The following is a 20,335-nucleotide window of genomic DNA, read 5'->3' on the forward strand; positions in this document are numbered from 1 at the left end:
GGCGGAAGGCGCCGAGGGCAGGAAACGGCTGGGGATTGGATAGGAATGGATACTGACGTCATCATTGTCGGCGCCGGGCCCACGGGATTGACGCTCGCCGGCGAACTCCGCCTCGGCGGCGCCGAGGTGATCGTCCTGGAACGGATGACCGAGCGGGGCTGGCAGTCGCGCGGAATCGGCTTCACGGCGCGCGCCACCGAGATGTTCCACCAGCGCGGTCTCCTGGACCGCCTGGAGAATCCCGAGACCACCACGCGCGGGCATTTCGGCGGCATCCCGATCGACTACGGGATTTTGGAGGGCGCGCATTTCGGCGTGCGCAACGCGCCCCAGTACAGGATCGAGGAGATGCTGGAGACGCGGGCGCGGGAGCTCGGGGCGTCCGTGCGCCGCGGCTACGAGCTCACCGGCCTGGACGACACCGGGGACGGCGTCACCGCGACCGTGCGGGGCCCGGACGGGACCGAGCAGGTCTCCGCCCGCTACCTGGTGGGCTGCGACGGCGGGCGGAGCACCGTCCGGCGGCTCGCCGGCTTCACGTTCGCCGGCTCCGACGCGACCCGCGAGATGTACCTGGCGGACGTCAGGGGCTGCGACATCAAGCCCCGGAGGATCGGCGAGCTGTCGCCGCGCGGCATGGTCATGGCGGCGCCGCTGGAGGAGGGCTACACCCGGATCATCGTGTGCGAGAACGGGAACCGGCCGGACCCCGGCGAGCAGGTGACCTTCACCGGCCGCCAGGTGGGGTTCACGGAGCTCGCGGACGCCTGGCAGCGGATGACCGGCGACTCGATCCACCACGGCGAGGCGCGCTGGGTGAGCAGCTTCACCGACGCGACCCGCCAGGCCACCGAGTACCGCCGCGGCCGGGTGCTGCTGGCCGGGGACGCCGCGCACATCCACCTTCCGGCGGGCGGGCAGGGGCTGAGCGTCGGCGCGCAGGACGCCTTCAACCTCGGCTGGAAGCTGGCCGCGACGGTCACGGGCCGGGCCCCGGAGGGCCTGCTCGACACCTACGAGTCCGAGCGGCATCCGGTGGGCGCGCGGGTCCTGCTCAACACCCTCGCCCAGGGGACGCTGAACCTCAACGACAGCTCCGTCGAGCCGCTGCGGACGGTCATGGCGGAGATCATCGCGATCCCGGCGGCGGCGCGGCACCTCATCGGCATGGTGAGCGGGTTCGACGTCCGCTACGACATGGGGGTGCCGGACGGGCATCCGCTGCTCGGCGGGCGGATGCCCGACCGCGCGCTGGAGCTCGCCGACGGCGGCCGCGACCAGGTCGCGCGGCTGCTGCACGCGGCGCGGGGCGTCCTGATCACCGCCGACGCCTCCGGTGCGGCGGCCCGGACCGCCGCCGGCTGGTCCGACCGCGTCGACATCGTCCGGGTCCGGTCCTTCCCGTCCGTGCCGGAGGCCTGCGGCGCCGCGACGGAGTCGGTGCTGCTCCGTCCCGACGGGTACGTCGCCTGGGTCGCGCCGGACGGCGGCGACCTCGGAGACGCCCTGCGCCGCTGGTTCGGCGCGCCCGTGCCGGCGAGCCCCGTACGCCGGACGGAGCACGCGATCGACGTCGACGCCCCCGCCGAGCAGGTGTACGCGCTGATCGCGGATGTCGGCCGGTGGCCGGAGGTCTTCCCCCCGACGGTGGACGCCGAGTGCGTCGAACGGGACGGGAACTCCGAGCTGATCCGCCTCTGGGCCACCGCGAACGGCACCGCGAAGACGTGGACGTCCAGGCGCGAGCACGACCCGGAGCGCATGAGCGTCACGTTCCGCCAGCAGCGGTCCCAGCACCCGGTCGGCGGGATGGGCGGCGAATGGGTCGTGGAGCCCGTCTCCGCGTCCGCGTGCCGGGCGCGCCTCCTCCATGACTTCTTCGCGGCGACCGGCGACCCCGCCGACCTCGACTGGATCAGCGAGGCGGTCGACCGCAACAGCATGTCCGAGCTGCGGGCGCTCAAGGCGAGCGCGGAGCAGGACGGACCGGACCGGCTCGTCACGTTCGACGACACGGTGACGGTCCACGGCCGCGCCGAGGACGTCTACGGCTTCCTCAACGAGGCGCAGCTCTGGTCGGAGCGGCTCCCGCACGTGGCCAGGGTGTCGCTGGAGGAGGAGACGCCCGGCCTCCAGATCCTGGAGATGGACACCAGGACGAAGGACGGGTCGGTGCACACCACGCGGTCCGTGCGCGTGTGCCGTCCCCACACGAGCATCGTCTACAAGCAGATCGTCCTGCCCGCGCTGCTCACGCTGCACACCGGGCGGTGGCTCATCGAACCGGCCGACGGCGGCGGGGTGACGGTGACGTCGCGGCACACGGTCCGGATCAACGCCGAGCGGATCACCGAGGTGCTCGGCGACGGCGCGGACATGCGGGCCGCGCAGGAGTTCGTCCGGAACGCACTGAGCGGCAACAGCCTGGCCACCCTGCGCCTCGCCAAGGCCCACGCCGAAGGACTCGCCGAAGGGCTCGCCGCGAAGCGCGCCGCGAGGCCCGCCGAGGCCCACGCCGAGAGGTAGGAAGCACATGCAAGGCTCCAGCACCGGGCACCTGGACGTTGCCCGGAGTCTCGACGCCGACGTCATCGTCGTGGGCGCCGGCCCCACCGGGCTCATGCTCGCCGGGGAACTCCGCCTCGCCGGGGTCCGGACCCTCGTCCTGGACCGGCTCGCCGAGCCGATGAGGCAGTCCCGCGCCCTCGGCTTCTCGGCCCGGACCATCGAGGAGTTCGACCAGCGGGGCCTGCTGCCCCGCTTCGGCGACGTGCAGACCATCCCCGTCGGCCACTTCGGCGGGCTGCCCATCGACTACCGGGTCGTCGAAGGCGGCTCCTACGGGGCCCGCGGGATCCCCCAGTCGCGCACCGAGGAGGTGCTGGCCGGATGGGCCGCCGGGCTCGGCGCCGAGATCCGCCGGGACCACGAGGTCACCGGCCTCACCGACGGCGACGGCGGCGTCGAGGTGGACGTCGCGACCCCGCACGGCCGCGAACGCCTGCGCGCCCGCTACGTGGCGGGCTGCGACGGCGCCCGCAGCACCGTCCGCAAGCTCGCCGGGATCGGCTTCCCCGGCACCGATCCGGCCATCGAGCTGTGGTTCGCCGACGTGACCGGGTGCCCGCTGCGGCCCCGCTTCACCGGCGAGCGCGTCCCCGGCGGGATGGTGATGGTGCTGCCGCTCGGCCCGGACGTCAACCGCGTCATCGTCTACGAGCGCGGCATGGCGCGGCAGGGCGACGGCGCCCCGGAGTTCGCGGAGATCGCCGCCGCGTGGAAGCGGCTGACCGGCGAGGACATCGGCGGCGCGCGGCCGCTGTGGACGAGCTTCACGACCGACGCGAGCCGCCAGGCGGAGCACTACCGGCGCGGGCGGGTGTTCCTGCTCGGCGACGCCGCGCACATCCACCTGCCGATCGGCGCCCAGGGGATGAGCGCCGGCATCGGCGACGCCATGAACCTCGGATGGAAGCTCGGCGCCGACATCAACGGGTACGCGCCGGCCGGCCTGCTGGACACCTACCACGCCGAGCGGCACCCCGTGGCGGCCCGCATCCTGGCGAACACGCTCGCCCAGCGCATGCTGTACCTCGGCGGCGACGAGATGGACCCGTCGCGCGCGATCATGTCGCAGCTCCTCGCATACGAGGAGGTCCAGCGGCTGCTGGTCGGCATGGTCACCGGCCTGGACATCCGCTACGACGTCGGGCCGGGCGGCCATCCGCTGCTCGGCCGCCGGCTGCCCGACACCGAACTCGCGGGCGTGCGACCGGCCAACGGCTCGGCGGACGGTGCGGCTCGTGCCTTCCGGTTCCTGCACGCCGGGCGCGGTGTCCTTCTCAGCCTCGGCGCAGGCGAGGAGCGCGCCGCCCGGCTCGCGCGGGACGCCGCGCCGTGGACGGACCGGATCGACGTGATCACCACGGCCTCGCGTCCGGCGGGCGCGCTCGCCGGGGTCGAGGCCGTGCTGGTCCGGCCGGACGGCTACATCGCGTGGATCGGCGCCGACGACTCCAGCGCGGAGCCCGGTCCTGACGGCCTGCCGGACGCCCTCGCCCGCTGGTTCGGCCGGCCGCACGACAGTCACCGGGCCGCGGCCCCCGCCGCGGCGGCGGCCGCCCGGCCGTAGCCACCGCAACCCCGAGGATGCGAGGACACCATGCCATTCATCAATCCCGAGGACGGGTACCTGACCGTCATCAACCTGTTCAGGACGGACACGACGGAACGCGTGGACCGGCTGGTCAGCGAGATGCGGGCGATCGTCGACACGGCGGCGTTCCCCGGCTGGATCTCCAGCACCGTCCACCGGGGCGAGGCGAGGCCGGGCACCGCGAACTTCATCCAGTGGCGCGGGAAGCAGGACCTGGAGTCGCGGTACGCCGGTGACGAGTTCAAGCACCGCACGGTGCCGGTCTTCCAGGAGATCACGACGTTCATCCGGCTGATGCAGACCGAGGTCGAGTCGAGCCGGCGCCACCCGTCCCAGGGCGACGCCACCGAGATCTCACCGGACCGCGACGACTACACGGTCCTTGAGGTCCTCGGGGTGGAGCCCGCCGACCAGAGCGACCTGATCGCCGTGCTCGCGGCGTCCCACGACTGGCTGTTGGACGTGCCGGGCTACCGGTCGCAGAGCGTGCTGCGGGGCATCCGGTCCCGCGGTCCCGGGGACGGCGGCCTCACGGCCGTCGGCAGGGACAACGACTTCGTCGTGGTCTACTCGCAGTGGGACGGCGAAGCGTCGTACAACGCGTTCCGCGGGACGGCCGAAGACGAGCAGCCCGCCGCACGGCGCAAGAGCCTGAACCGGCGCAAGGCGCTGACGACCGAGCTCGACTGGAACACCTACCGGGTCGTCCACAGCCGGTCCGCGTCGGAGCCCGCGGTGGCCTGACTCCCCGTGCATGAGCGCGGCCCTCGGCGGACGAGCCGAGGGCCGCGTGTTCTGCCTTACTGGGCGATGGTGTCCCAGTGCCACTGGGAGTCGAACGCCGTGACCGTGATGTCCGCGCCGCCGGCGACCAGCGCGGCGGCGGCGCCCGTGGCCTTCGCGACGAACCCCGAGACCTGATGCGCGGCCAGCAGGTCCTGCTCGCCGAACGGCCGCCCTTCGCAGCGCAGCAGCCGCAGGTCGACGAAGCCGTTCAGCGCCCGGCCGAGCACCGTCACCGCCTGCGGACTGCGGATGCTGAAGCGCACTTTCGCGGCGACGTGGCCGTGGTGGTGCTGGTCGGAGTGGTACGCGACGTCCGGGATCGTGGGCGGGACGAAGTAGTCGCGCGCCGCGATCTCGGGGACCTTCGGCAGGTTCCCGACGAGGAAGTGCCACGAGTTGTACTGCATCCGCGCGGAGATGGACCAGGCGGTGTCGGCCAGGTGCGCGCTCGACTCCCCGAAGTACCGGCGGGCCCGCGGCGCGGGCACGACGCAGCAGAAGAAGTGCGGCAGGTCCCAGGCGGCGATCTCGGCCCACCGCTGACCGCGCATCGCCTCGACCAGCGCGGTCAGCGACCGCATCCCGCGGCTCATCGCGAAGTCGGCGTCGAACGCGTCCGCCGCCGCGCGCACGGTCTCGTACACGAGGGATTCGAGGCCCGTCCCGAACCCGCCGTGCGGCTCGGCCAGCCAGCCGGGCGACGCCTCGGCGGAGGCGCCCAGCTCCGCGAGCGTGCCGCCGGAGAGCGGGAGCCGGTCGCGCAGCCGCGCGCAGACCCCCGCCTCCAGCCGCCGCGCGCCGTCCGCGGGCGCGCCCGCGACGCGCTCGATCTTGTGCATCAGCGGGCCGTGGATCTCGCGGTAGAGCCGGACGTCCCCGGCGATCTCCCGGCGCCGCCGCGCGATCGCGTCCGCGAGGCCGGCGAGCGCCGCGACCCGGGACGACGCGGCGGGCGGCACCGGCCGCCCGCCCGCGACGCCGTTGTACGCGAGGCGCGTCCGTTCGAGGAGGCAGGCCACGTGGTCGAGGGTGAGCTGCGTCCCGTTGGCCTCCTCGATCCGGGCGAACCCGGCGGACCGCACCAGCAGCGTCAGGCAGGTGACCATCAGGACGTCGCCGTCCGACCACAGGTCGAGCGGCACCGCCGAAAGGCTGCTCAGCGCGCAGTCCGGATGCCCCGGCCACAGCGTCTTGCCCGTCAGTGTGTTCCGGTCGCGGAAGTTGGTGTACTGCCGGTCGCCGGAGTACAGCACGAACGGCGCCGTCCGGAGGGCCGCCTCCTTGAGGTTCTCCAGCATGTCCCGGCGGCCGTCCTCGCCGGCCGCCGCCAGCCACGCGCGGCAGTCGGCGACGGACTCGCGCAACCGTCCGGCGGCACCGGCGAGCTCGGCCCGGTAGGCCGCCAGGTCGCGGCCGGACCACCGCACGCGCAGCACGCCGTCCACGAGGTCCTCCGCACCGGCGAGCGGGGGCTTGGACGGGACGCGCACGACGACCCGGCCGCTCGTGTTCAGCCCGATCTCGCCGAGGAACGCCGTCCCGGCCGCGTCCTGCCGAGGAACGGCTTCCCGAGGGACTGCTTCCTCCGGAGGATCGGACGTCCGCCATGACCGGCCGAACAGGACCTTCAGCGCGCACTCGTCCGGTGCGGGCAGGGCCCGGAGCTGGACGTCCGCCGGGACGTGCCCGCCGAGCGTGAGCAGCGTGTCCACGGCCGACGGGAGGTCCGGCGCGGCGGCGGCCTGCTGCCAGACCCGTTTCAGCAGGCCGGGGAACCCGGCGTCCGCCTCCATCGGGTAGTCCGGCTTCGCCGCCGCTCCCGCGCGCCGCCCCAGCCTGCTCGGCCGGCGGCTCTGCCGCGCCTTCGCCAGCGCGGCCCTGCGGGACACCCCGCCGCCGGGCGTGGTCGGAAGAGTCATCGCGGAGCCCCTTCGGCCGTCAGTTCGATGTGGTCCCAGAGCCGGGGGCCGGTGGGCGTCCACTCCTCGTCCACGTAGATGCAGTCGACGGGGCAGACCATCACGCACACCGGGCACCCGGAGCACAGCTCGGGGACGATCACGACGTCGAGCCCGCGATCGAAGATCGCCCCGAACTCGGGCGGGCAGTTGCGCAGGCACAGGTCGCAGGTGATGCACTCCGACGTCTCGATGCGGCGCGGCGGCTTCCTCCAGGCCTCGTCGCGGGAGCGCCGCGCGATCCGCTCGCCGCGCCCGGCGCCCGCGGCGGCGAGGGTGTCCTTCGCCCACGGCATCCCGCCCTCACCTCGGCTTCCCGGCGGCGCCGCGTTCGAGGACCGTGCCGAGGATGCCGTCCCACAGGCTCATCCGCGCGGTGAGCGCGACCTCGACGGTCCGCCGGCACTCCGCCCACTTGGCGTCGTCCTCGCCGCACAGCTCGACGAGCATCTGCATCGCCATCGGCGTGTGCTCCTCGCTGTCCACCTGGATGTGCCGCCGGAGGTAGTCGACGAAGGTCGTCAGCGCACCGGATCCGGCGTTCAACGCGGCGACCTGGTCGAACATGTCCGGGATCAGGTCCTCGCGGCCGAACGCGAACGCGGCGGCCTGGCAGTGGACCGGGGCGTCCTCGATGAAACCCCAGGTCGTGGTGACGAAGTCGACGACCGGTTCCGGTGCGCCCGCCTCGGCGAGCGCCGGGAGGACCGGCCGGCCCGCGCGCAGCAGCCCGATGAAGGCGTCGATGGCGGACGTGTCGGCGCCCATCTGCCGCATGCCGTCCAGGTACAGCTCGAAATGGCTGGTGAAGCCGCTGCCGAGCTCGTCGCTCTCCTCGACGAGGACGATGTCGTTGATCAGCCTGCGGCCGCCGGTGGGCCCGGACGGCACCCAGGGGACCTCGACGCAGGTCAGGCGGCGCTGCAAGGTCTTCAGCAGGGACATGAAGTCCCACACGGCGAACACGTGGTGCTCGGTGAACGCCACGACCGCGTCCACGGTACTCAACTGGTCGTAGAGCGGGTGCCCGACCACCTTCTGGCGGGCCGGTTCGATGGATTCCTTGAGCCTTTCGACGGCGGGGTTCGTGCCGCCCCAGTCGTACCGTGACATGGACGTCCTCTCTCGCTATCAGAAGACACCGAAGTACTCGCGGTGCTCCCATTCGGTCACTTCACCGGCGGCCGGACGCTCGGCCGCGCACCATGCGTCGAACCGCGCCGTCTCGCTTTCCTTCAGCTTTTCCAGGCAGGTCTTCAGCGGCGCTCCGAGCAGCCTTTCCGCGCTGCCGCCGGCACGGAACGCGTCCAATGCCTCGCTCAGCGACTTCGGCAGCGGCGGGTACGCGTCCCGGGTCGCCGGCGCTCCGGCGGTCAGCCCCTCCAGGCCCGCGTGCAGCTGGGACGCGATGGTCAGGTACGGGTTCGCGCACGGCTCCCCGATCCGGTTCTCGACGTGCGTGGACTCGCCGCCGCTGAGCACCCGGACCATCGCGGTGCGGTCCTCGAACCGCCAGTCGGCGGTGGTCGGGGACAGCGTGAACTCCGGTCCGAGGCGCCGGTAGCCGTTCACGGTCGGGACGCTGAGCAGGCACAACTCGCGCGCGTGCGCCAGGAGGCCCGCGACATAGGCCTCGCCTTCGGGCGACATCGCATCGGGAGCCGCGCTCGGCACGGAGTCAGGCACGGCGTCGGGTACCGCGTTCGGTGCGTCGGTCGTCGCCGCGAACACGTTGCGGTTCGTCTTCGTGCTCAGGACGGACTGGTGCAGGTGCCACCCGCTGGAGTCGAAGCTGTCCAGGCGGGGCAACGTCATGAAGGACGCGTGCAGCCCGCGGCGCCGGCAGAAGCGCTTGACCTGGGTGCGGAACAGCAGCATCGCGTCCGCCGCGTCCAGGGCCAGCATCGGGGCGAAGGTGGTCTCCATCTGCCCGGGGCCGGACTCGTGCTCCATCGAGCGCAGCGGCAGGCCGAGCTCAGCGAGCAGCACGGTCAGCGGGTCCGCGGCCTCGGCCACCGAGTCGTAGTGGCCGTCGAGGTTGAACTGGTAGCCGGAGTTCATCGCCTCGACGGCCGGGGCGGGTCCCTGGAGGCCGAAGCCGTTGCCCGCGTTGCCCGGCGTCCCGCCGGTCAGCCGGGTGAGGTACCACTCCACCTCCAGCCCGATCACCGGGGCAAGGTCGTGCTCGGCGTACCGGCCGAGGACGCGGCGCAGGACGGCGCGGGACGCCAGCGGATGCGGGGAGCCGTCGCGCAGGTACTCGTCGCCGAGGACCCACGCGGTCCTCGGCTCGGTGCCGGGCAGGACCTGGAACGTCCGCGGGTCCGGGACGAGCACGAAGTCGCCCGCGCCGAGCAGCTCGCCGACGCCCACGCCGGGGTCGGTGAGGAAGTCGACGGCGACGGCGTGGCCGGTGTCGAAGAGGAACGGCCCGGCGCTGAAGTCCATGCCGTTGCGCAGGACCGCGCGGAAGACGCCCGCGGGCACCGTCTTCGACCGGGCCAGCCCGTGCGGGTCGCAGAACACGACGCGGACGAGGTCGACCTCGCCGAGCTGCGTCTCGACCCGCTCCGCCGCGGCGGCGCGGCGGTCGTCCCAGAGCCCGAACTCGGCGACGAACGACGGGCGTCCGACGGCGCCCTCGCCGCCGTGCACGGACCATGGCCGGGAGATCATGATCGTTCCCCTTCCGTTGCGAGGACGGGCGGCACCGGCGCGAGGCCGGCGGTCGGTCCGGCCTCGGCGAGGCCCGCTTCGACGGCGCCGCCGGTCGCGAGCACCAGGTCGTCGTCACCGATGCGGCCCACGAGCTGGAGCCCGACCGGGAGCCCGCTGGACGTCATGCCGGCGGGCAGGGACAGGGCCGGCTGCCCGGTGATGTTGAACGGGTAGGTGGCGGGCGACCACGCGAGCCACAGCAGGTCGCCGGGGTCGGCGGCCCAGGGCGGGGCGATCGCCCCGGCGGCGAACGGCTCGACGGGCACGGTCGCCATGGCCAGGAGGTCGTAGTCGTCCATCACCGCGCCCAGCGTCGCCCGCAGCGCCATCCGCGCCTCCTCGGCGCGCATGATCGCCGTGCCGGTCAGGGTGCGCCCGTACCGCACGACCGCGGCGCGGCCCGCGTCGCACCACGGCTCGTCCTCCGGCGCCGTGCCGCTCGCCTCGGCGGCGGCGAGGACGTCCACCAGCGCCGCGTACGGGTCGGGGAACGGGACGTCGATGCGGTCGACGCGGTGCCCCAGCCCGGCCAGGACCGGCAGCACGTCCTCGGTGACGCGGCGGACCTCGCCGGACGTCCGCGGGAACTCGATCCAGCCGATCCGCAGCGGGCCCGCCGCCGCGGCGGGGCCCGCCGCCGCGGCAGGGCCGGCCGTCCACGCGGGGACGGGCGGACGGGCCGCCGAGTCCGGGTCGCGGGTATCGGGACCGGCCAGCACCGCCATGAGCTCGGCGGCGTCGGCCACGGACCGCGCGAGCGGCCCGGCGTGCGCGAGCCGGTCGGCGCAGGGCGGCACGTAGGGGATCCGGCCGAAGGACGGCTTGAAGCCGACGACGCCGCAGAACGAGGCGGGGATGCGGATCGACCCGGCGCCGTCGGTGCCGATCGCCGCGGTGCACAGCCCCGCCGCCACGGCGGCGGCGGACCCGCCGCTCGATCCCCCGGCGGACCTGCCGGGCGCCCAGGGATTGCGAGTGGGGCCGGCGACCCGGCTCACCGTGCTCGCGCTCCAGCCGTGCTCCGACGTGGCCGTCTTCCCCACCACGATGGCCCCCGCCGCGCGGAGCCGGGCCACGGCGGGCGCGTCCTCGGCGGCGCGGCGGTTCGGCAGCAGCGAACCCCGCCGGGTGGGCAGGTCCCGCGTCTGGACGAGGTCCTTCACCGCCACCGTGACGCCGAGCAGCGGCCGGTCGCGGAAGGCGGCGTCGCCGAGGGCGGCGATCAGCCGGTCGGCGGCCTCGGCCTCCCGCAGCGCGCCGGCGTCCGCGACGGCGACGAACGCGCCGAGCCGCGCGTCCGTTGCGCGGATGGCGTCGAGCACGGCCCGCACATGCTCGGCGACCGTGCTGCGGCCGTCCCGGAACAACTGCCGTGTCTCGGGAATGCCTCGGCAGATCCGCTGCCCATTTCTCGTGCTCGTGGGAACTGACACGCGACCCACTACAGGGCACCGGGCAACTCGCGTGCAAGTGACGGATCACCAGGACCGGGGCCGCGCAGAGCAATCTCGGAGAAATACGTCCGGCGGGAGACGTTCAACTGCCGACTTTCGGCGGCTGAACGCGGTTCCCGGCGGAGCGGCGGTGCGGCGCGGCGGGTGCGGCGCGGCGAAAAGCCCGGCTATACATCGCGCCGCGGCGAAACCTATCCTGCGGCTGCCGGTGACGCCCGCGAAAGGACCACGGATATGATATCCCGCTATTCGCTGCCCGAGATGGCGGAGATCTGGTCGGACGAGAACCGCTACGCCACCTGGGCCAGAGTGGAGCTGCTGGCGTCGCGGGCGCAGGCGCTGCTCGGCCGGGTCCCGGCGAGCGCGGTCGACGACATCCGGCGCGCGCGGGTGCCGTCCGCGGCACGGGTCGCGGAGATCGAGCGCGAGCGCGACCACGAGGTCCTCTCCTTCCTCGCGGCCTTCTGCGAGGACATCCCCGACGACTCCGCCCGCTGGGTGCACCTCGGCATGACGAGCTACGACCTCGTCGACACCGCCCTCGGCCACTGCCTCGCCCGCGCCTGCGACCTGCTGGTCCAGGCGGCGGCGCGGCTCCGCGGCGTCCTGGCGGACCGGGCCGCCGAGCACTGGGAGACGGTGTGCATCGGCCGCACCCACGGCATGCACGCGGAGCCCACGACGTTCGGCCACAAGCTCGCCGGGTTCGCCTTCGCGGTCGACCGCTCCGTGCGGCGGCTGGAGGCGGCGCGGGTGGAGGTCGCGGTCGGCACGATCTCCGGGTCCGTCGGCACGTACGCGCTGATCGACCCGTTCGTCGAGAAGTACGTGTGCGGCGAGCTCGGCCTCGGCGTGGAGCCCGCGCCGAGCCAGGTGGTGGCCCGCGACCGGCACGCGCAGCTCGTCCAGGCGGCGGCGGCCCTCGGCGCCTGCGTGGAGCAGATCGCCACGGAGGTGCGGCTGCTGTCGCGCAGCGAGGTCCGCGAGGTGGAGGAGCCCCGGACGTCCCGCTACCAGGGGTCGAGCGCCATGCCGCACAAGCGGAACCCGACGTCCAGCGAGCGCCTGGTCGGGCTGGCCCGGCTCCTGCGCGGCCACGCCGCCACGATGCTGGAGGACGTCGCGCTCTGGCATGAGCGGGACCTGTCCCACTCGTCGGTGGAGCGGATCATCCTGCCGGACGCGATGACCGTCGCGCACTACCAGGCCAGCGCGGCGGCGGACCTGGTGGAGGGCCTGGAGGTGTTCCCCGAGCGGATGCGCGCCACGATCGACCGGACCGGCGGCCTGGCGTACAGCTCGGCGGTACTGGCCGACCTGCTGGAGGACGGGACCGAGCGCGAGCGGGCCTACCGGGCGGTGCAGGCCGCCGCGAACGGCGCGATCGCCGGCGACGGGGACTTCGCCGCCCTGCTCGGCGCCCAGGGCATCGACGCCGGCCCGCTGGGGCCGGAGCGCTTCCTGGTACACCATGACGTGATCCTCAAGCGATTGGAGAAGCTCCGTGACGCGGGACATTGAGCGTGGGTGGGACACTGAGCGTGGGTGGGACATTGAGCGCGAGGACGGCGCCGCCCTGGACCTGGACGAGGTCCTGGAGGTGTACCGGTCGTCGGGACTGGGCGAGCGGCGGCCGGTCGCGGACACCGGGCGCATGGCGGCGATGGTCCGCAACGCCAACCTGGTCATCACCTGCCGTGTCGGCGGCGAACTCGTGGGCATCGCGCGCAGCGTCTCGGATTTCTCGTACGTGACCTACCTCTCCGATATCGCGGTCAGTTCGGCGTACCAGCGTTCCGGTATCGGACGGGCCCTCATCGACGCGACGCGGAAAGAGGCGCCGCAGGCCAAGCTCGTGCTCCTTTCCGCGCCCGCCGCGGCGGACTATTACCCGCACATCGGTTTCACCCGGCACGAATCCGCCTGGGTGCTGAACCCGTAAAGGCACCGGCCCGCCGGACCCCGCTGAATCCACACTTAATCCACACGCGATCCACGTTGCGTCCACTCGCGTTCGACCGGATTTATGGGTGCCCCTGCCACGGTGCGATGGCACGGTTCCGACAAAGGCGAGGGAGAGTCCGGGATGGTGGCCACGGATCAGGGTCAGGGACTGGTGGGCGGGGTACCGCACGTGGCGGTCGTGGGAGGCGGCGTCGCCGGGCTGACGGCGGCGTTCCTGCTGCGGAACGAGCCGGTGCGGGTGACGGTGCTGGAGGGGACGTCCCGGCTCGGCGGGCAGCTGGCCGTGTCGGAGGTGGCGGGGCTCGCGGTCGACGAGGGCGCCGAGGCGGTGTGGCGGCCCAAGACCGAGTGGCTGATCGGCGACGCGGGGCTGGGCGACCGGCTCGTGTCGGCCGACAACGCGGCGGTGGCGACGTGGACCAGGGGCGGGCTCTGGCCGCTGCCCGGCGGCCACTTCATGAGCGTGCCCTCGGACATGGACGAGCTGGCCAAGTGCGGCGTCCTGTCCGACGAGGGCGTGGCGCGGGCCCGCGAGGACCTGGCGCTGCCGGCGACCCCCCGCGACGGGGACGTCGCGGTCGGGGCCTACGTCGCAGCGCGGTTCGGCCAGGAGGTCGTGGACCGGCTGGTCGACCCGTTCATCAACGAGATGTGCGCCGGCCGGGCCGCCGACCTGTCGTTCGAGGCCACGCTGCTGCCGCTGTTCATGGCGTCCCGCAAGCACGCCTCGCTCGCCAGGGCGGCGGGCATGCTGCTCCCGTCGCCGGAGTCGGGCATCCCCGCGCTCCACAGCGGGCTCGGCACGCTGGTCGGCGGGATGGGCGCGCTGCCCGGCGCGCTCGCGGACGCCGTCCTCGCGGCCTCACCGCACGCCGACATCCGCACCGGAGCCCAGGTGACGGGCCTCGCGCGCGACGACAACGGCTGGAACCTGACGGTGAAGTCGTCCGGTGGCGCAAGCAGCACAGCCGGGAACACAGCCGGGCCGGCCACCGAGGACATCGCCGCGGACGCGGTGATCCTCGCCGTCCCCGCCGGGACGGCGAGCGAGCTGATGGCCGGGGTGCCCGGCACCGCCGCGGCCCGCGCGACGCTCGCGGACATCGCCTACGCCAGCGTCGCGATGATCACGCTGGCATATCCCCGCGCGGCGTTCCCCGGCGGGCTCGCCGAGCGGGGATGGTCCGGGTACCGGGTGCCCGCCGTGGACGGGCGGACGGTCCGGTCGGTGACGTTCTCCAGCGTGAAGTGGGCGCATCTGGCCGGTGACGTGGAGATCGTGCGCTGCCAGGCCGGCGGGATCGACGTCCCGGAGCTGGTGGACCGCGACGACGCCGACCTGGTCGCGCTGGCGGCGGGCGAGCTGGCCGAGGCGACCGGGGCGACCGGCGCGCCCGTCGAGACCCGGGTCACCCGCTGGCGCGGGGCGCTGCCGCAGTACACCGTCGGCCACGTCGGCCGGATCAAGCAGGTCCGCGCGGAGGTCGCCGCCGCCCAGCCCGGGCTCGCGCTCTGCGGCAACGCCTACGACGGCGTGGGCATCGGCCAGTGCTTCAACGCCGCGCGCAAGGCCACGGAGCAGGTCCTCGGCCACCTGGACAAGACGCCCGCCCACGCCGAGTGACGGGGCCGGGATCCGAATGACAGGGAGGTCGTTGCGATGAGTGCTGCGAAAAACGCCGGCACGAGTGCCGGGGTAGAGAGTTCAGCCCGACGGAGCGGTGGGCCTGGCGGCGGGGCGGGGGCGGAGGTGATGGGGCGGCTGCGGGCGCTGTCCGACCTGGCCACGCCCTACGCCATCCGGGTCGCCGCCACCCTGCGGCTGGCGGACCTGATCGAGGCCGGGGCCCGGCGTCCCGGCGAGCTCGCCGAGCGGTGCGGGGCCGACGCGGCCGCGCTGGAGCGGGTGCTGCGGCACCTCGTCGCCAAGGGCGTGTTCGCGCAGCCGGAACCAGGGGTGTTCGCCCTCACCGAGCTGTCCCGCCTGCTGCTGACCGACGGGCGCAACGGGGGCATGACCCCGTGGCTGGACGCCGACGGCGGGCTGGGGCGCTCGGACATGGCGCTGTCCGGGCTGCTCCAGGTCACGCGCACCGGCCGTCCCGTCTACGCGAGCATGTTCGGGCGGACGTTCTGGGACGATCTGGAGGCCGACCCCGAGCGCAGCCGGGCCTTCGACGCGCTGATGGCGGTTCAGGTCTCGTTCGTGGCGGACGAGGTCGCGACGGCGTACGACTGGTCGGGCGTCCGCCACGTCGTGGACGTCGGAGGAGGGACGGGCACGCTGCTGGCGGCGCTGCTCACCAAGCATCCGGACCTCCGGGGAACGCTCGTCGACCTGCCGTCCGTCGTCGAGGCGGGGCGGCGCGACCTCGCCGCCGCGGGGCTCGCCGACCGGTGCGGCTTCGTCCCGGGGAGCTTCTTCGACCCGTTGCCCGCGGACGGCGACGTCTACGTCCTGTCGAGGGTCCTCCACGACTGGGACGACGACGGCGCGACGGCGATCCTGGCCCGCTGCGCCGAGGCGGCGGGGTCGAGGGCCCGGGTGCTGGTGATCGAGCAGGTCGTCGCCGAGCAGGGGACCTCGCCGCAGACCACCGCCATGGACCTGCGGATGCTCGCCGTCATCGGCGGCCGGGAGCGCTCCCTCGACGAGTACCGCGCGCTCGCGGCCGCCGCCGGGCTCGCGCTGCGGGACGACGTCGCCACCGGGTCGGGGCGCTCGATCCTGGAGTTCACAGCCTGACCGGAGTCACAGCCTGACCGGAGTTCACAGCCTGACGGCGTGGGTGTTGAGCACGGCCAGCAGGGTCCGGGCCTGCACGTTGACGTAGTGGCTGTGCCCGGCCAGCCAGTTGAGCTGCCCCGGCGTGATCCAGTGGTAGCCGGGCGGGGCCTCGGCGGGGGTCGCCGCCTCGTCGGTCTCGACGATCAGGTAGCGGCTCTCGGCGTTGAGGAACCGGCCGCCCTCCTCGGAGTGGACCGCCGCGTAGCGGATGCGGTCCGGCGGCGCGTCCAGCATGAGGTCGAGGAAGGGCGGCCGGTGCGCCGACGGCAGCCGGACGTAGTTCGCCGGGACGTACTGGACGGTCGGGCCGAGCTCGGCGGTGTCGAGGAAGCCGCCTTCGACGCGCGCGTGCACGAGGACGTGCGGGACGCCGCCGAAGACCCGGTAGGCGAAGCCGACGACGCCGGGGCCGACGGGCTCGAACAGCGGCTGCGTCCAGCTGGAGACCTCGCGGGCGGCGCCCTCGACCGCGACCGCGACGACCCGGAAGAACCGCTGGTCGGCCCGGTAGATGGAGTGGGCGTCGCGGATCCAGTCGGCCACCTGGTTCAGGGGCATGCGGCGGGCGTGCACGTCGTGGCGGGCCCGTTCCCCGGTGAACCAGGACAGCAGGTCGGTGTCGGACGACAGCGCCCGCCGCTCGGGGTGGGTCATCGGCGCGCTGGCCAGCACCGTCCGGGCGTCCATGTTCACGAGGTTGTCCCGGTGCAGCAGGGCGCCGAGCTGCCCGAGGGTGAGCCAGCGGAAGTCGTCGTCGGCGGGCACGTCCCCGTCCACCTCGACGATCATGTTGCGGTTGCGCTTGTGGTAGAACCAGGCGCCGTGCTCGGACTGGAGGACGTCGGTGAGCACGCGGTCGCGGTCCCGGTCGAGGAAGTACTCCAGGTACTTCACCCGCGCCCCGCCGTGCGCCTTGGTGTAGTTGCTGCGGGTGGCCTGCACGGTCGGCGAGAGCTGCACCAGGTTGGGGTTCCCGGGCTCCATCTTCGCCTGCATGAGGAAGTGGAGCGTCCCGTCGAACTCCTTCGCGAGGATGCCGAGGATGCCGATCTCCGGCTGGTTGATGATCGGCTGCTGCCAGTCCGCGTTCGGCCGGACGACGTGCAGGCCCTCGACGGAGAAGAACCGCCCGCTGCGGTGCCGCAGGTCGCCGGTGCCGTCGGCGAACGACCAGCCGTCGAGCTCGGCGAACGGGATCCGGCGGACCCGGGACGGGCGGGCCCGCCGGCGCGCGGCCAGCCAGCCGGGCACGTCCGCGGTCGCGATGCCGGCGCCCTCCGCGGCCGCCGCGGAGCGGGCCAGCCGCTCGGCGGCCCCGGCTCCGGAGCGCGGCCTCAGCAGCAGTACGGTCATGGGAGATCACCGTTCCTTCCGCCCGGCGCGATGACGGGTTCCGCGCCGCCGCCGCGAATTCCGAATGGCCATCGGACCATTTTTCGGCGCGCCTTTCCATTTCCCGGCGCGGCACGGTCCGTTCAACCGGTGAATCGCGCGGTTGAACGCGGCGGGAGCCGATCCTGGAGCCATGAGATTCCTGTTCACGCCGGTCGGCAGCCAGGCGAACGTCGATGCCGTCACCCCGCTCGCGATGGCCGTGCGGAGCGCGGGGCACGAGATACTCCTCGCCGCGAACGACCCGATGATGGCGTATGCGGAGGAGGTCCGGATTCCCGCGGTCAGCGTCATGTCCGAGCCGACCCGGCACTTCGTGATGACCGGCCGCACGAGGAAGGACGCGCAGAGCCCGGACGATCTGCGGGAGGAGGCGCGGGGCATGGGCCGGGGCTTCGCCAGGATGGCGTCCGCCTCGCTGGACGCGCTGCTGGAGGTGGCGGAGGACTGGTCCCCCGACCTGGTCGTCGGCGGCGCGATGAGCTTCGCGGCGGGGCTGCTCGCCGCCCACCGCAAGATCCCGCACGTCCGGTTCGCCGAGTATCCCGGGATCCCGGTCACCGACATCGACCCCGCGGCCGAGGAGGGGCTCCGGCCCGAACTCCAGCGCCTCGGGCTCTCGGCGCCGCCGGCTCCGGCGCTGTTCATCGAGGCGTGCCCGCCGTCGCTGCGGCCGGCGCCCGCCCCGGACGTGCGGCCGCTGCGCTGGGTGCCGAGCAATCCGCAGCGCCGCCTCGAACGGTGGATGTACACCCGCCCGGAGGGGCGCCGGCGCGTGCTGGTCACCTCGGGCAACCACTTCCGCATGCTCTCCCCCGGCGCGCTGCGGCACCTCGCGGACGAGCTGGCCCCGCTGGGGGCCGAGGTGCTCGTGGCGGCGCCGGGCAAGACCGCCGAGGAGTTCCGCGCGGCGCTGGAGGGGCTGGACGGCGTCCGCGTCGGCTGGATGCCGCTGGACGTGGTCGCTCCCACCTGCGACCTGGTCGTGAACCACACGGGCGGGACCACCACCATGACCGTCCTGGCGGCCGGGGCGCCGCAGCTGCTGTTCCCGCCGAACACCGCCACGAAGGCCGTGGCGCGGGCGATGACCGGCTTCGGCTCCGCGCTGACGGTGCTGCCCGAGCGGCAGGAGACCGAGGAGGACAAGGCCGCGGCGTTCGCCGCGGGCTGCCGGGAGATCCTCTCCACGCCGTCGTACGCGCAGCGGGCGCGGGAGCTCGCCCGGGAGAACGCCGCGCTCCCGTCGCCCGTCGACACGGTCCGCGCGATGGAGGCGCTGACGGAAACGTGACCGGAACCGATCAGGAATCGAGAAGCACGGCCGCGGGCCCGCATCTACCATGACCGCCATGGCTTCCGTCGACTTCGTCACTCTAGAGGTAGCCGACCTCACGGCCGCCAAGCGCTTCTACTCCACCGCCCTCGACCTGGACGTCGTGCGCCTCCAGTCCTCGGAGGCGCCGACCAGCGGGTTCCGCGGGTTCACGATGTCGCTCATCGTGTCCCAGCCCGCCAATGCCAACGCCATCTTCGACGCCGCCCTGGAGGCCGGCGCCACGTCGCTCAAGCCCGCCAAGAAGTCCCTCTGGGGCTACGGCGGCGCCTTCCAGGCCCCGGACGGGACCGTGTGGACGGTCGCGTCCCAGTCGAAGAAGGACTCCGGCCCCGCCAGCCGGAAGATCGACGACATCGTCCTTCAGCTCGGCGTCGACGACGTCGGCAAGAGCAAGCAGTTCTACGTCGAGCACGGCCTGGAGGTGACGAAGAGCTACGGCGGCAGGTACGTCGAGTTCGCCGCCGAGTCCAGCCCCGTGAAGCTGTCGCTCTACAAGCGCCGCGGCCTCGCCAAGGTCGCCGGCGTCGATCCCGACGGCAGCGGGTCGCACCGGCTCGTGATCGGCAGCGCCGCCGGGCCGTTCACCGACCCCGACGGCTTCGTCTGGGCGGCGCCGGAGTAGCGCCGCCCGGCGGCACGTCACCGGCCATGCCGGGCGTTGAACGCCGCACCGCCGAAAGATGCCTCCCGGGGACACGGCTCTCACAATGGACGAAGGGGCCGATCACCCGGGAGGTTAGGACATGGCGGATACGGCGGACGTCTGGGCGCTGAGCGACCTGGCGACCCCCTGGTGCCTGCGCGTGGCGGTCACCCTGGGCGTCGCCGAGCACCTGGCGCGGGGCACCACGAAGATCGACGACCTGGCCCGGGAGGCGGACTGCGACGCCGACTCCCTGGCCAGGGTGCTGCGCCACCTGGTGGACAGGGGCGTCTTCGAGGAGCCCGCCGAGGGCGAGTTCGCGCTCAACGACGCGGCCCGCGTCCTGGTGGAGCCCGGCGCGCTGCGCGGCAACCTCGGCCTCGACGGCTGGGGCGGGCGGATCGCGGGCGCGTGGAGCGGCCTGCTCACGGCCGTCCGGACGGGACGTCCCGCCTACGAAAAGGTCTTCGGGCTCCCCTACTGGGAGGACATGGACGCCCATCCGCACATCGCGGCGAGCTACGACGCGCAGATGAGCGAGGGAGGCCGCGCCGTCCCGGACCCCGCCGTCCTGATCGACGGCGGGTGGGAGGACGTCCGCCACGTCGTCGACGTCGGCGGCGGGACGGGCGCGATGCTGGCCGAGACGCTGCGCGCGCACCCGCACCTGCGCGGCACGCTCGTGGACCTCCCCCGCACGGTGGCGCGGTCCGATGAGGTCTTCGCGTCCGCGGGGGTGGCCGACCGCGTCACCGTCAGCGGGCAGAGCTTCTTCGACCCGCTCCCCGCCGGGGCGGACGTCTACCTGCTCACGCGCCTGCTCCTGGACTGGCCCGACGACCAGGCGGTCGCGCTGCTCACCCGGTGCGCCGAGGCCGCCGCCCCGCACGGCCGCGTCGTCGTGGACGGGTGCGTGTCCCCCGGGCGGACGCCTCCCCGGGGCGGCCTGATGGTGATGATCCTGACCGGCGGCAAGGCCCGCAACCTCGACCAGTTCAGCGCCCTGGCGGCGGAGGCGGGCCTGACCGTCACCGCGTCCGGTACGGCGCCGTCCGGCCGCTTCATCATCGAATGCCGTCCGAGCTGACTCCGGGGGAAGCCTCCGGAACGCGGAACCGAAGGCGGTGACGGGCATG

General features: G+C 73.7%; 16 protein-coding genes. 10 read left to right on the plus strand and 6 right to left on the minus strand.

The features are described 5' to 3' along the window. Positions 1-45: 45 nt before the first annotated feature. Genes E1300_RS52380 through E1300_RS12290 form a run of 3 tightly spaced genes read left to right on the plus strand, consistent with a single transcriptional unit; the run spans position 46 to position 4,900 of the window. Positions 46-2,526, plus strand: coding sequence for an FAD-dependent monooxygenase (locus E1300_RS52380; protein ID WP_131757101.1), 2,481 nt, complete (start codon positions 46-48; stop codon positions 2,524-2,526). Positions 2,527-2,533: 7 nt separating this feature from the next. Continuing rightward, on the plus strand, positions 2,534-4,132 hold the full coding sequence (locus tag E1300_RS12285) for an FAD-dependent monooxygenase (RefSeq protein ID WP_131757102.1): 1,599 nt from the start codon (positions 2,534-2,536) through the stop codon (positions 4,130-4,132). Between the two features lie 30 nt (positions 4,133-4,162). Then, on the plus strand, positions 4,163-4,900 hold the full coding sequence (locus E1300_RS12290; RefSeq protein ID WP_131757103.1) for an antibiotic biosynthesis monooxygenase family protein: 738 nt from the start codon (positions 4,163-4,165) through the stop codon (positions 4,898-4,900). A 56-nt stretch (positions 4,901-4,956) separates the two neighbouring features. On the opposite strand, the gene E1300_RS12295 is transcribed toward E1300_RS12290, so the two are convergent. Genes E1300_RS12295 through E1300_RS12315 form a run of 5 tightly spaced genes read right to left on the minus strand, consistent with a single transcriptional unit; the run spans position 4,957 to position 11,051 of the window. Further along, the gene (locus tag E1300_RS12295) at positions 4,957-6,861 is read right to left on the minus strand and encodes a hypothetical protein (protein WP_131757104.1); all 1,905 of its coding nucleotides are present in this window, start codon (positions 6,859-6,861) and stop codon (positions 4,957-4,959) included. Then, positions 6,858-7,196 (minus strand): 4Fe-4S dicluster-binding protein, encoded by a 339-nt coding sequence (locus E1300_RS12300; protein ID WP_131757105.1) that lies wholly within the window; start codon positions 7,194-7,196, stop codon positions 6,858-6,860. Before E1300_RS12300 ends, E1300_RS12295 begins: the two co-directional genes overlap by 4 nt. A gap of 7 nt (positions 7,197-7,203) precedes the next feature. Next, the gene (locus E1300_RS12305) at positions 7,204-8,013 is read right to left on the minus strand and encodes a DUF3050 domain-containing protein (RefSeq protein ID WP_131757106.1); all 810 of its coding nucleotides are present in this window, start codon (positions 8,011-8,013) and stop codon (positions 7,204-7,206) included. An 18-nt stretch (positions 8,014-8,031) separates the two neighbouring features. Beyond that, positions 8,032-9,576, minus strand: coding sequence for a glutamine synthetase family protein (locus E1300_RS12310; protein WP_207399666.1), 1,545 nt, complete (start codon positions 9,574-9,576; stop codon positions 8,032-8,034). Next, positions 9,573-11,051, minus strand: coding sequence for an amidase (locus E1300_RS12315; RefSeq protein ID WP_207399667.1), 1,479 nt, complete (start codon positions 11,049-11,051; stop codon positions 9,573-9,575). Before E1300_RS12315 ends, E1300_RS12310 begins: the two co-directional genes overlap by 4 nt. A gap of 255 nt (positions 11,052-11,306) precedes the next feature. On the opposite strand from E1300_RS12315, the gene purB reads away from it, so the two are divergent. The 4 genes from purB to E1300_RS12335 all read left to right on the plus strand — a co-directional run bounded on the left by purB (position 11,307) and on the right by E1300_RS12335 (position 15,783). After that, positions 11,307-12,593, plus strand: coding sequence for an adenylosuccinate lyase (gene purB / locus E1300_RS12320; RefSeq protein ID WP_131757108.1), 1,287 nt, complete (start codon positions 11,307-11,309; stop codon positions 12,591-12,593). After that, positions 12,577-13,014 (plus strand): GNAT family N-acetyltransferase, encoded by a 438-nt coding sequence (locus E1300_RS12325; protein ID WP_207399668.1) that lies wholly within the window; start codon positions 12,577-12,579, stop codon positions 13,012-13,014. Before purB ends, E1300_RS12325 begins: the two co-directional genes overlap by 17 nt. Positions 13,015-13,158: 144 nt before the next feature. Beyond that, complete coding sequence (hemG, locus tag E1300_RS12330) at positions 13,159-14,661, plus strand: protoporphyrinogen oxidase (RefSeq protein ID WP_131757109.1); 1,503 nt, start codon at positions 13,159-13,161, stop codon at positions 14,659-14,661. 129 nt (positions 14,662-14,790) lie between these two features. After that, entirely contained in the window at positions 14,791-15,783 is a 993-nt protein-coding gene (locus tag E1300_RS12335; protein WP_131757110.1) for a methyltransferase, read from the plus strand. A 24-nt stretch (positions 15,784-15,807) separates the two neighbouring features. On the opposite strand, the gene E1300_RS12340 is transcribed toward E1300_RS12335, so the two are convergent. Further along, positions 15,808-17,178, minus strand: coding sequence for an NDP-hexose 2,3-dehydratase family protein (locus tag E1300_RS12340; RefSeq protein ID WP_131757111.1), 1,371 nt, complete (start codon positions 17,176-17,178; stop codon positions 15,808-15,810). A 172-nt stretch (positions 17,179-17,350) separates the two neighbouring features. On the opposite strand from E1300_RS12340, the gene E1300_RS12345 reads away from it, so the two are divergent. The 3 genes from E1300_RS12345 to E1300_RS12355 all read left to right on the plus strand — a co-directional run bounded on the left by E1300_RS12345 (position 17,351) and on the right by E1300_RS12355 (position 20,286). Further along, on the plus strand, positions 17,351-18,511 hold the full coding sequence (locus tag E1300_RS12345; protein ID WP_131757112.1) for a glycosyltransferase: 1,161 nt from the start codon (positions 17,351-17,353) through the stop codon (positions 18,509-18,511). A gap of 58 nt (positions 18,512-18,569) precedes the next feature. Next, positions 18,570-19,178 carry a VOC family protein gene (locus tag E1300_RS12350; protein WP_131757113.1) on the plus strand — a complete coding sequence of 203 codons (609 nt, stop codon included), beginning with the start codon at positions 18,570-18,572 and terminating at the stop codon, positions 19,176-19,178. A gap of 121 nt (positions 19,179-19,299) precedes the next feature. Next, entirely contained in the window at positions 19,300-20,286 is a 987-nt protein-coding gene (locus tag E1300_RS12355; RefSeq protein ID WP_207399670.1) for a methyltransferase, read from the plus strand. Positions 20,287-20,335 lie beyond the last annotated feature (49 nt).

It is taken from the genome of Actinomadura fibrosa, assembly GCF_900659615.1.
Classification (GTDB): Bacteria; Actinomycetota; Actinomycetes; order Streptosporangiales; family Streptosporangiaceae; genus Spirillospora; species Spirillospora fibrosa.

Excerpts from the sequence above, each read along its gene's own strand:
- E1300_RS12295 (WP_131757104.1), bottom strand. The coding sequence starts at position 6,861 with ATGACTCTTCCGACCACGCCCGGCGGCGGGGTGTCCCGCAGGGCCGCG.
- E1300_RS12335 (WP_131757110.1), top strand. The coding sequence starts at position 14,791 with ATGGGGCGGCTGCGGGCGCTGTCCGACCTGGCCACGCCCTACGCCATC.
- E1300_RS12310 (WP_207399666.1), bottom strand. The coding sequence starts at position 9,576 with ATGATCTCCCGGCCATGGTCCGTGCACGGCGGCGAGGGCGCCGTCGGA.
- E1300_RS52380 (WP_131757101.1), top strand. The coding sequence starts at position 46 with ATGGATACTGACGTCATCATTGTCGGCGCCGGGCCCACGGGATTGACG.
- E1300_RS12355 (WP_207399670.1), top strand. The coding sequence starts at position 19,300 with ATGGCGGATACGGCGGACGTCTGGGCGCTGAGCGACCTGGCGACCCCC.
- purB (WP_131757108.1), top strand. The coding sequence starts at position 11,307 with ATGATATCCCGCTATTCGCTGCCCGAGATGGCGGAGATCTGGTCGGAC.
- E1300_RS12340 (WP_131757111.1), bottom strand. The coding sequence starts at position 17,178 with ATGACCGTACTGCTGCTGAGGCCGCGCTCCGGAGCCGGGGCCGCCGAG.
- E1300_RS12350 (WP_131757113.1), top strand. The coding sequence starts at position 18,570 with ATGGCTTCCGTCGACTTCGTCACTCTAGAGGTAGCCGACCTCACGGCC.
- E1300_RS12285 (WP_131757102.1), top strand. The coding sequence starts at position 2,534 with ATGCAAGGCTCCAGCACCGGGCACCTGGACGTTGCCCGGAGTCTCGAC.
- E1300_RS12305 (WP_131757106.1), bottom strand. The coding sequence starts at position 8,013 with ATGTCACGGTACGACTGGGGCGGCACGAACCCCGCCGTCGAAAGGCTC.
- E1300_RS12300 (WP_131757105.1), bottom strand. The coding sequence starts at position 7,196 with ATGCCGTGGGCGAAGGACACCCTCGCCGCCGCGGGCGCCGGGCGCGGC.
- E1300_RS12290 (WP_131757103.1), top strand. The coding sequence starts at position 4,163 with ATGCCATTCATCAATCCCGAGGACGGGTACCTGACCGTCATCAACCTG.
- hemG (WP_131757109.1), top strand. The coding sequence starts at position 13,159 with ATGGTGGCCACGGATCAGGGTCAGGGACTGGTGGGCGGGGTACCGCAC.
- E1300_RS12345 (WP_131757112.1), top strand. The coding sequence starts at position 17,351 with ATGAGATTCCTGTTCACGCCGGTCGGCAGCCAGGCGAACGTCGATGCC.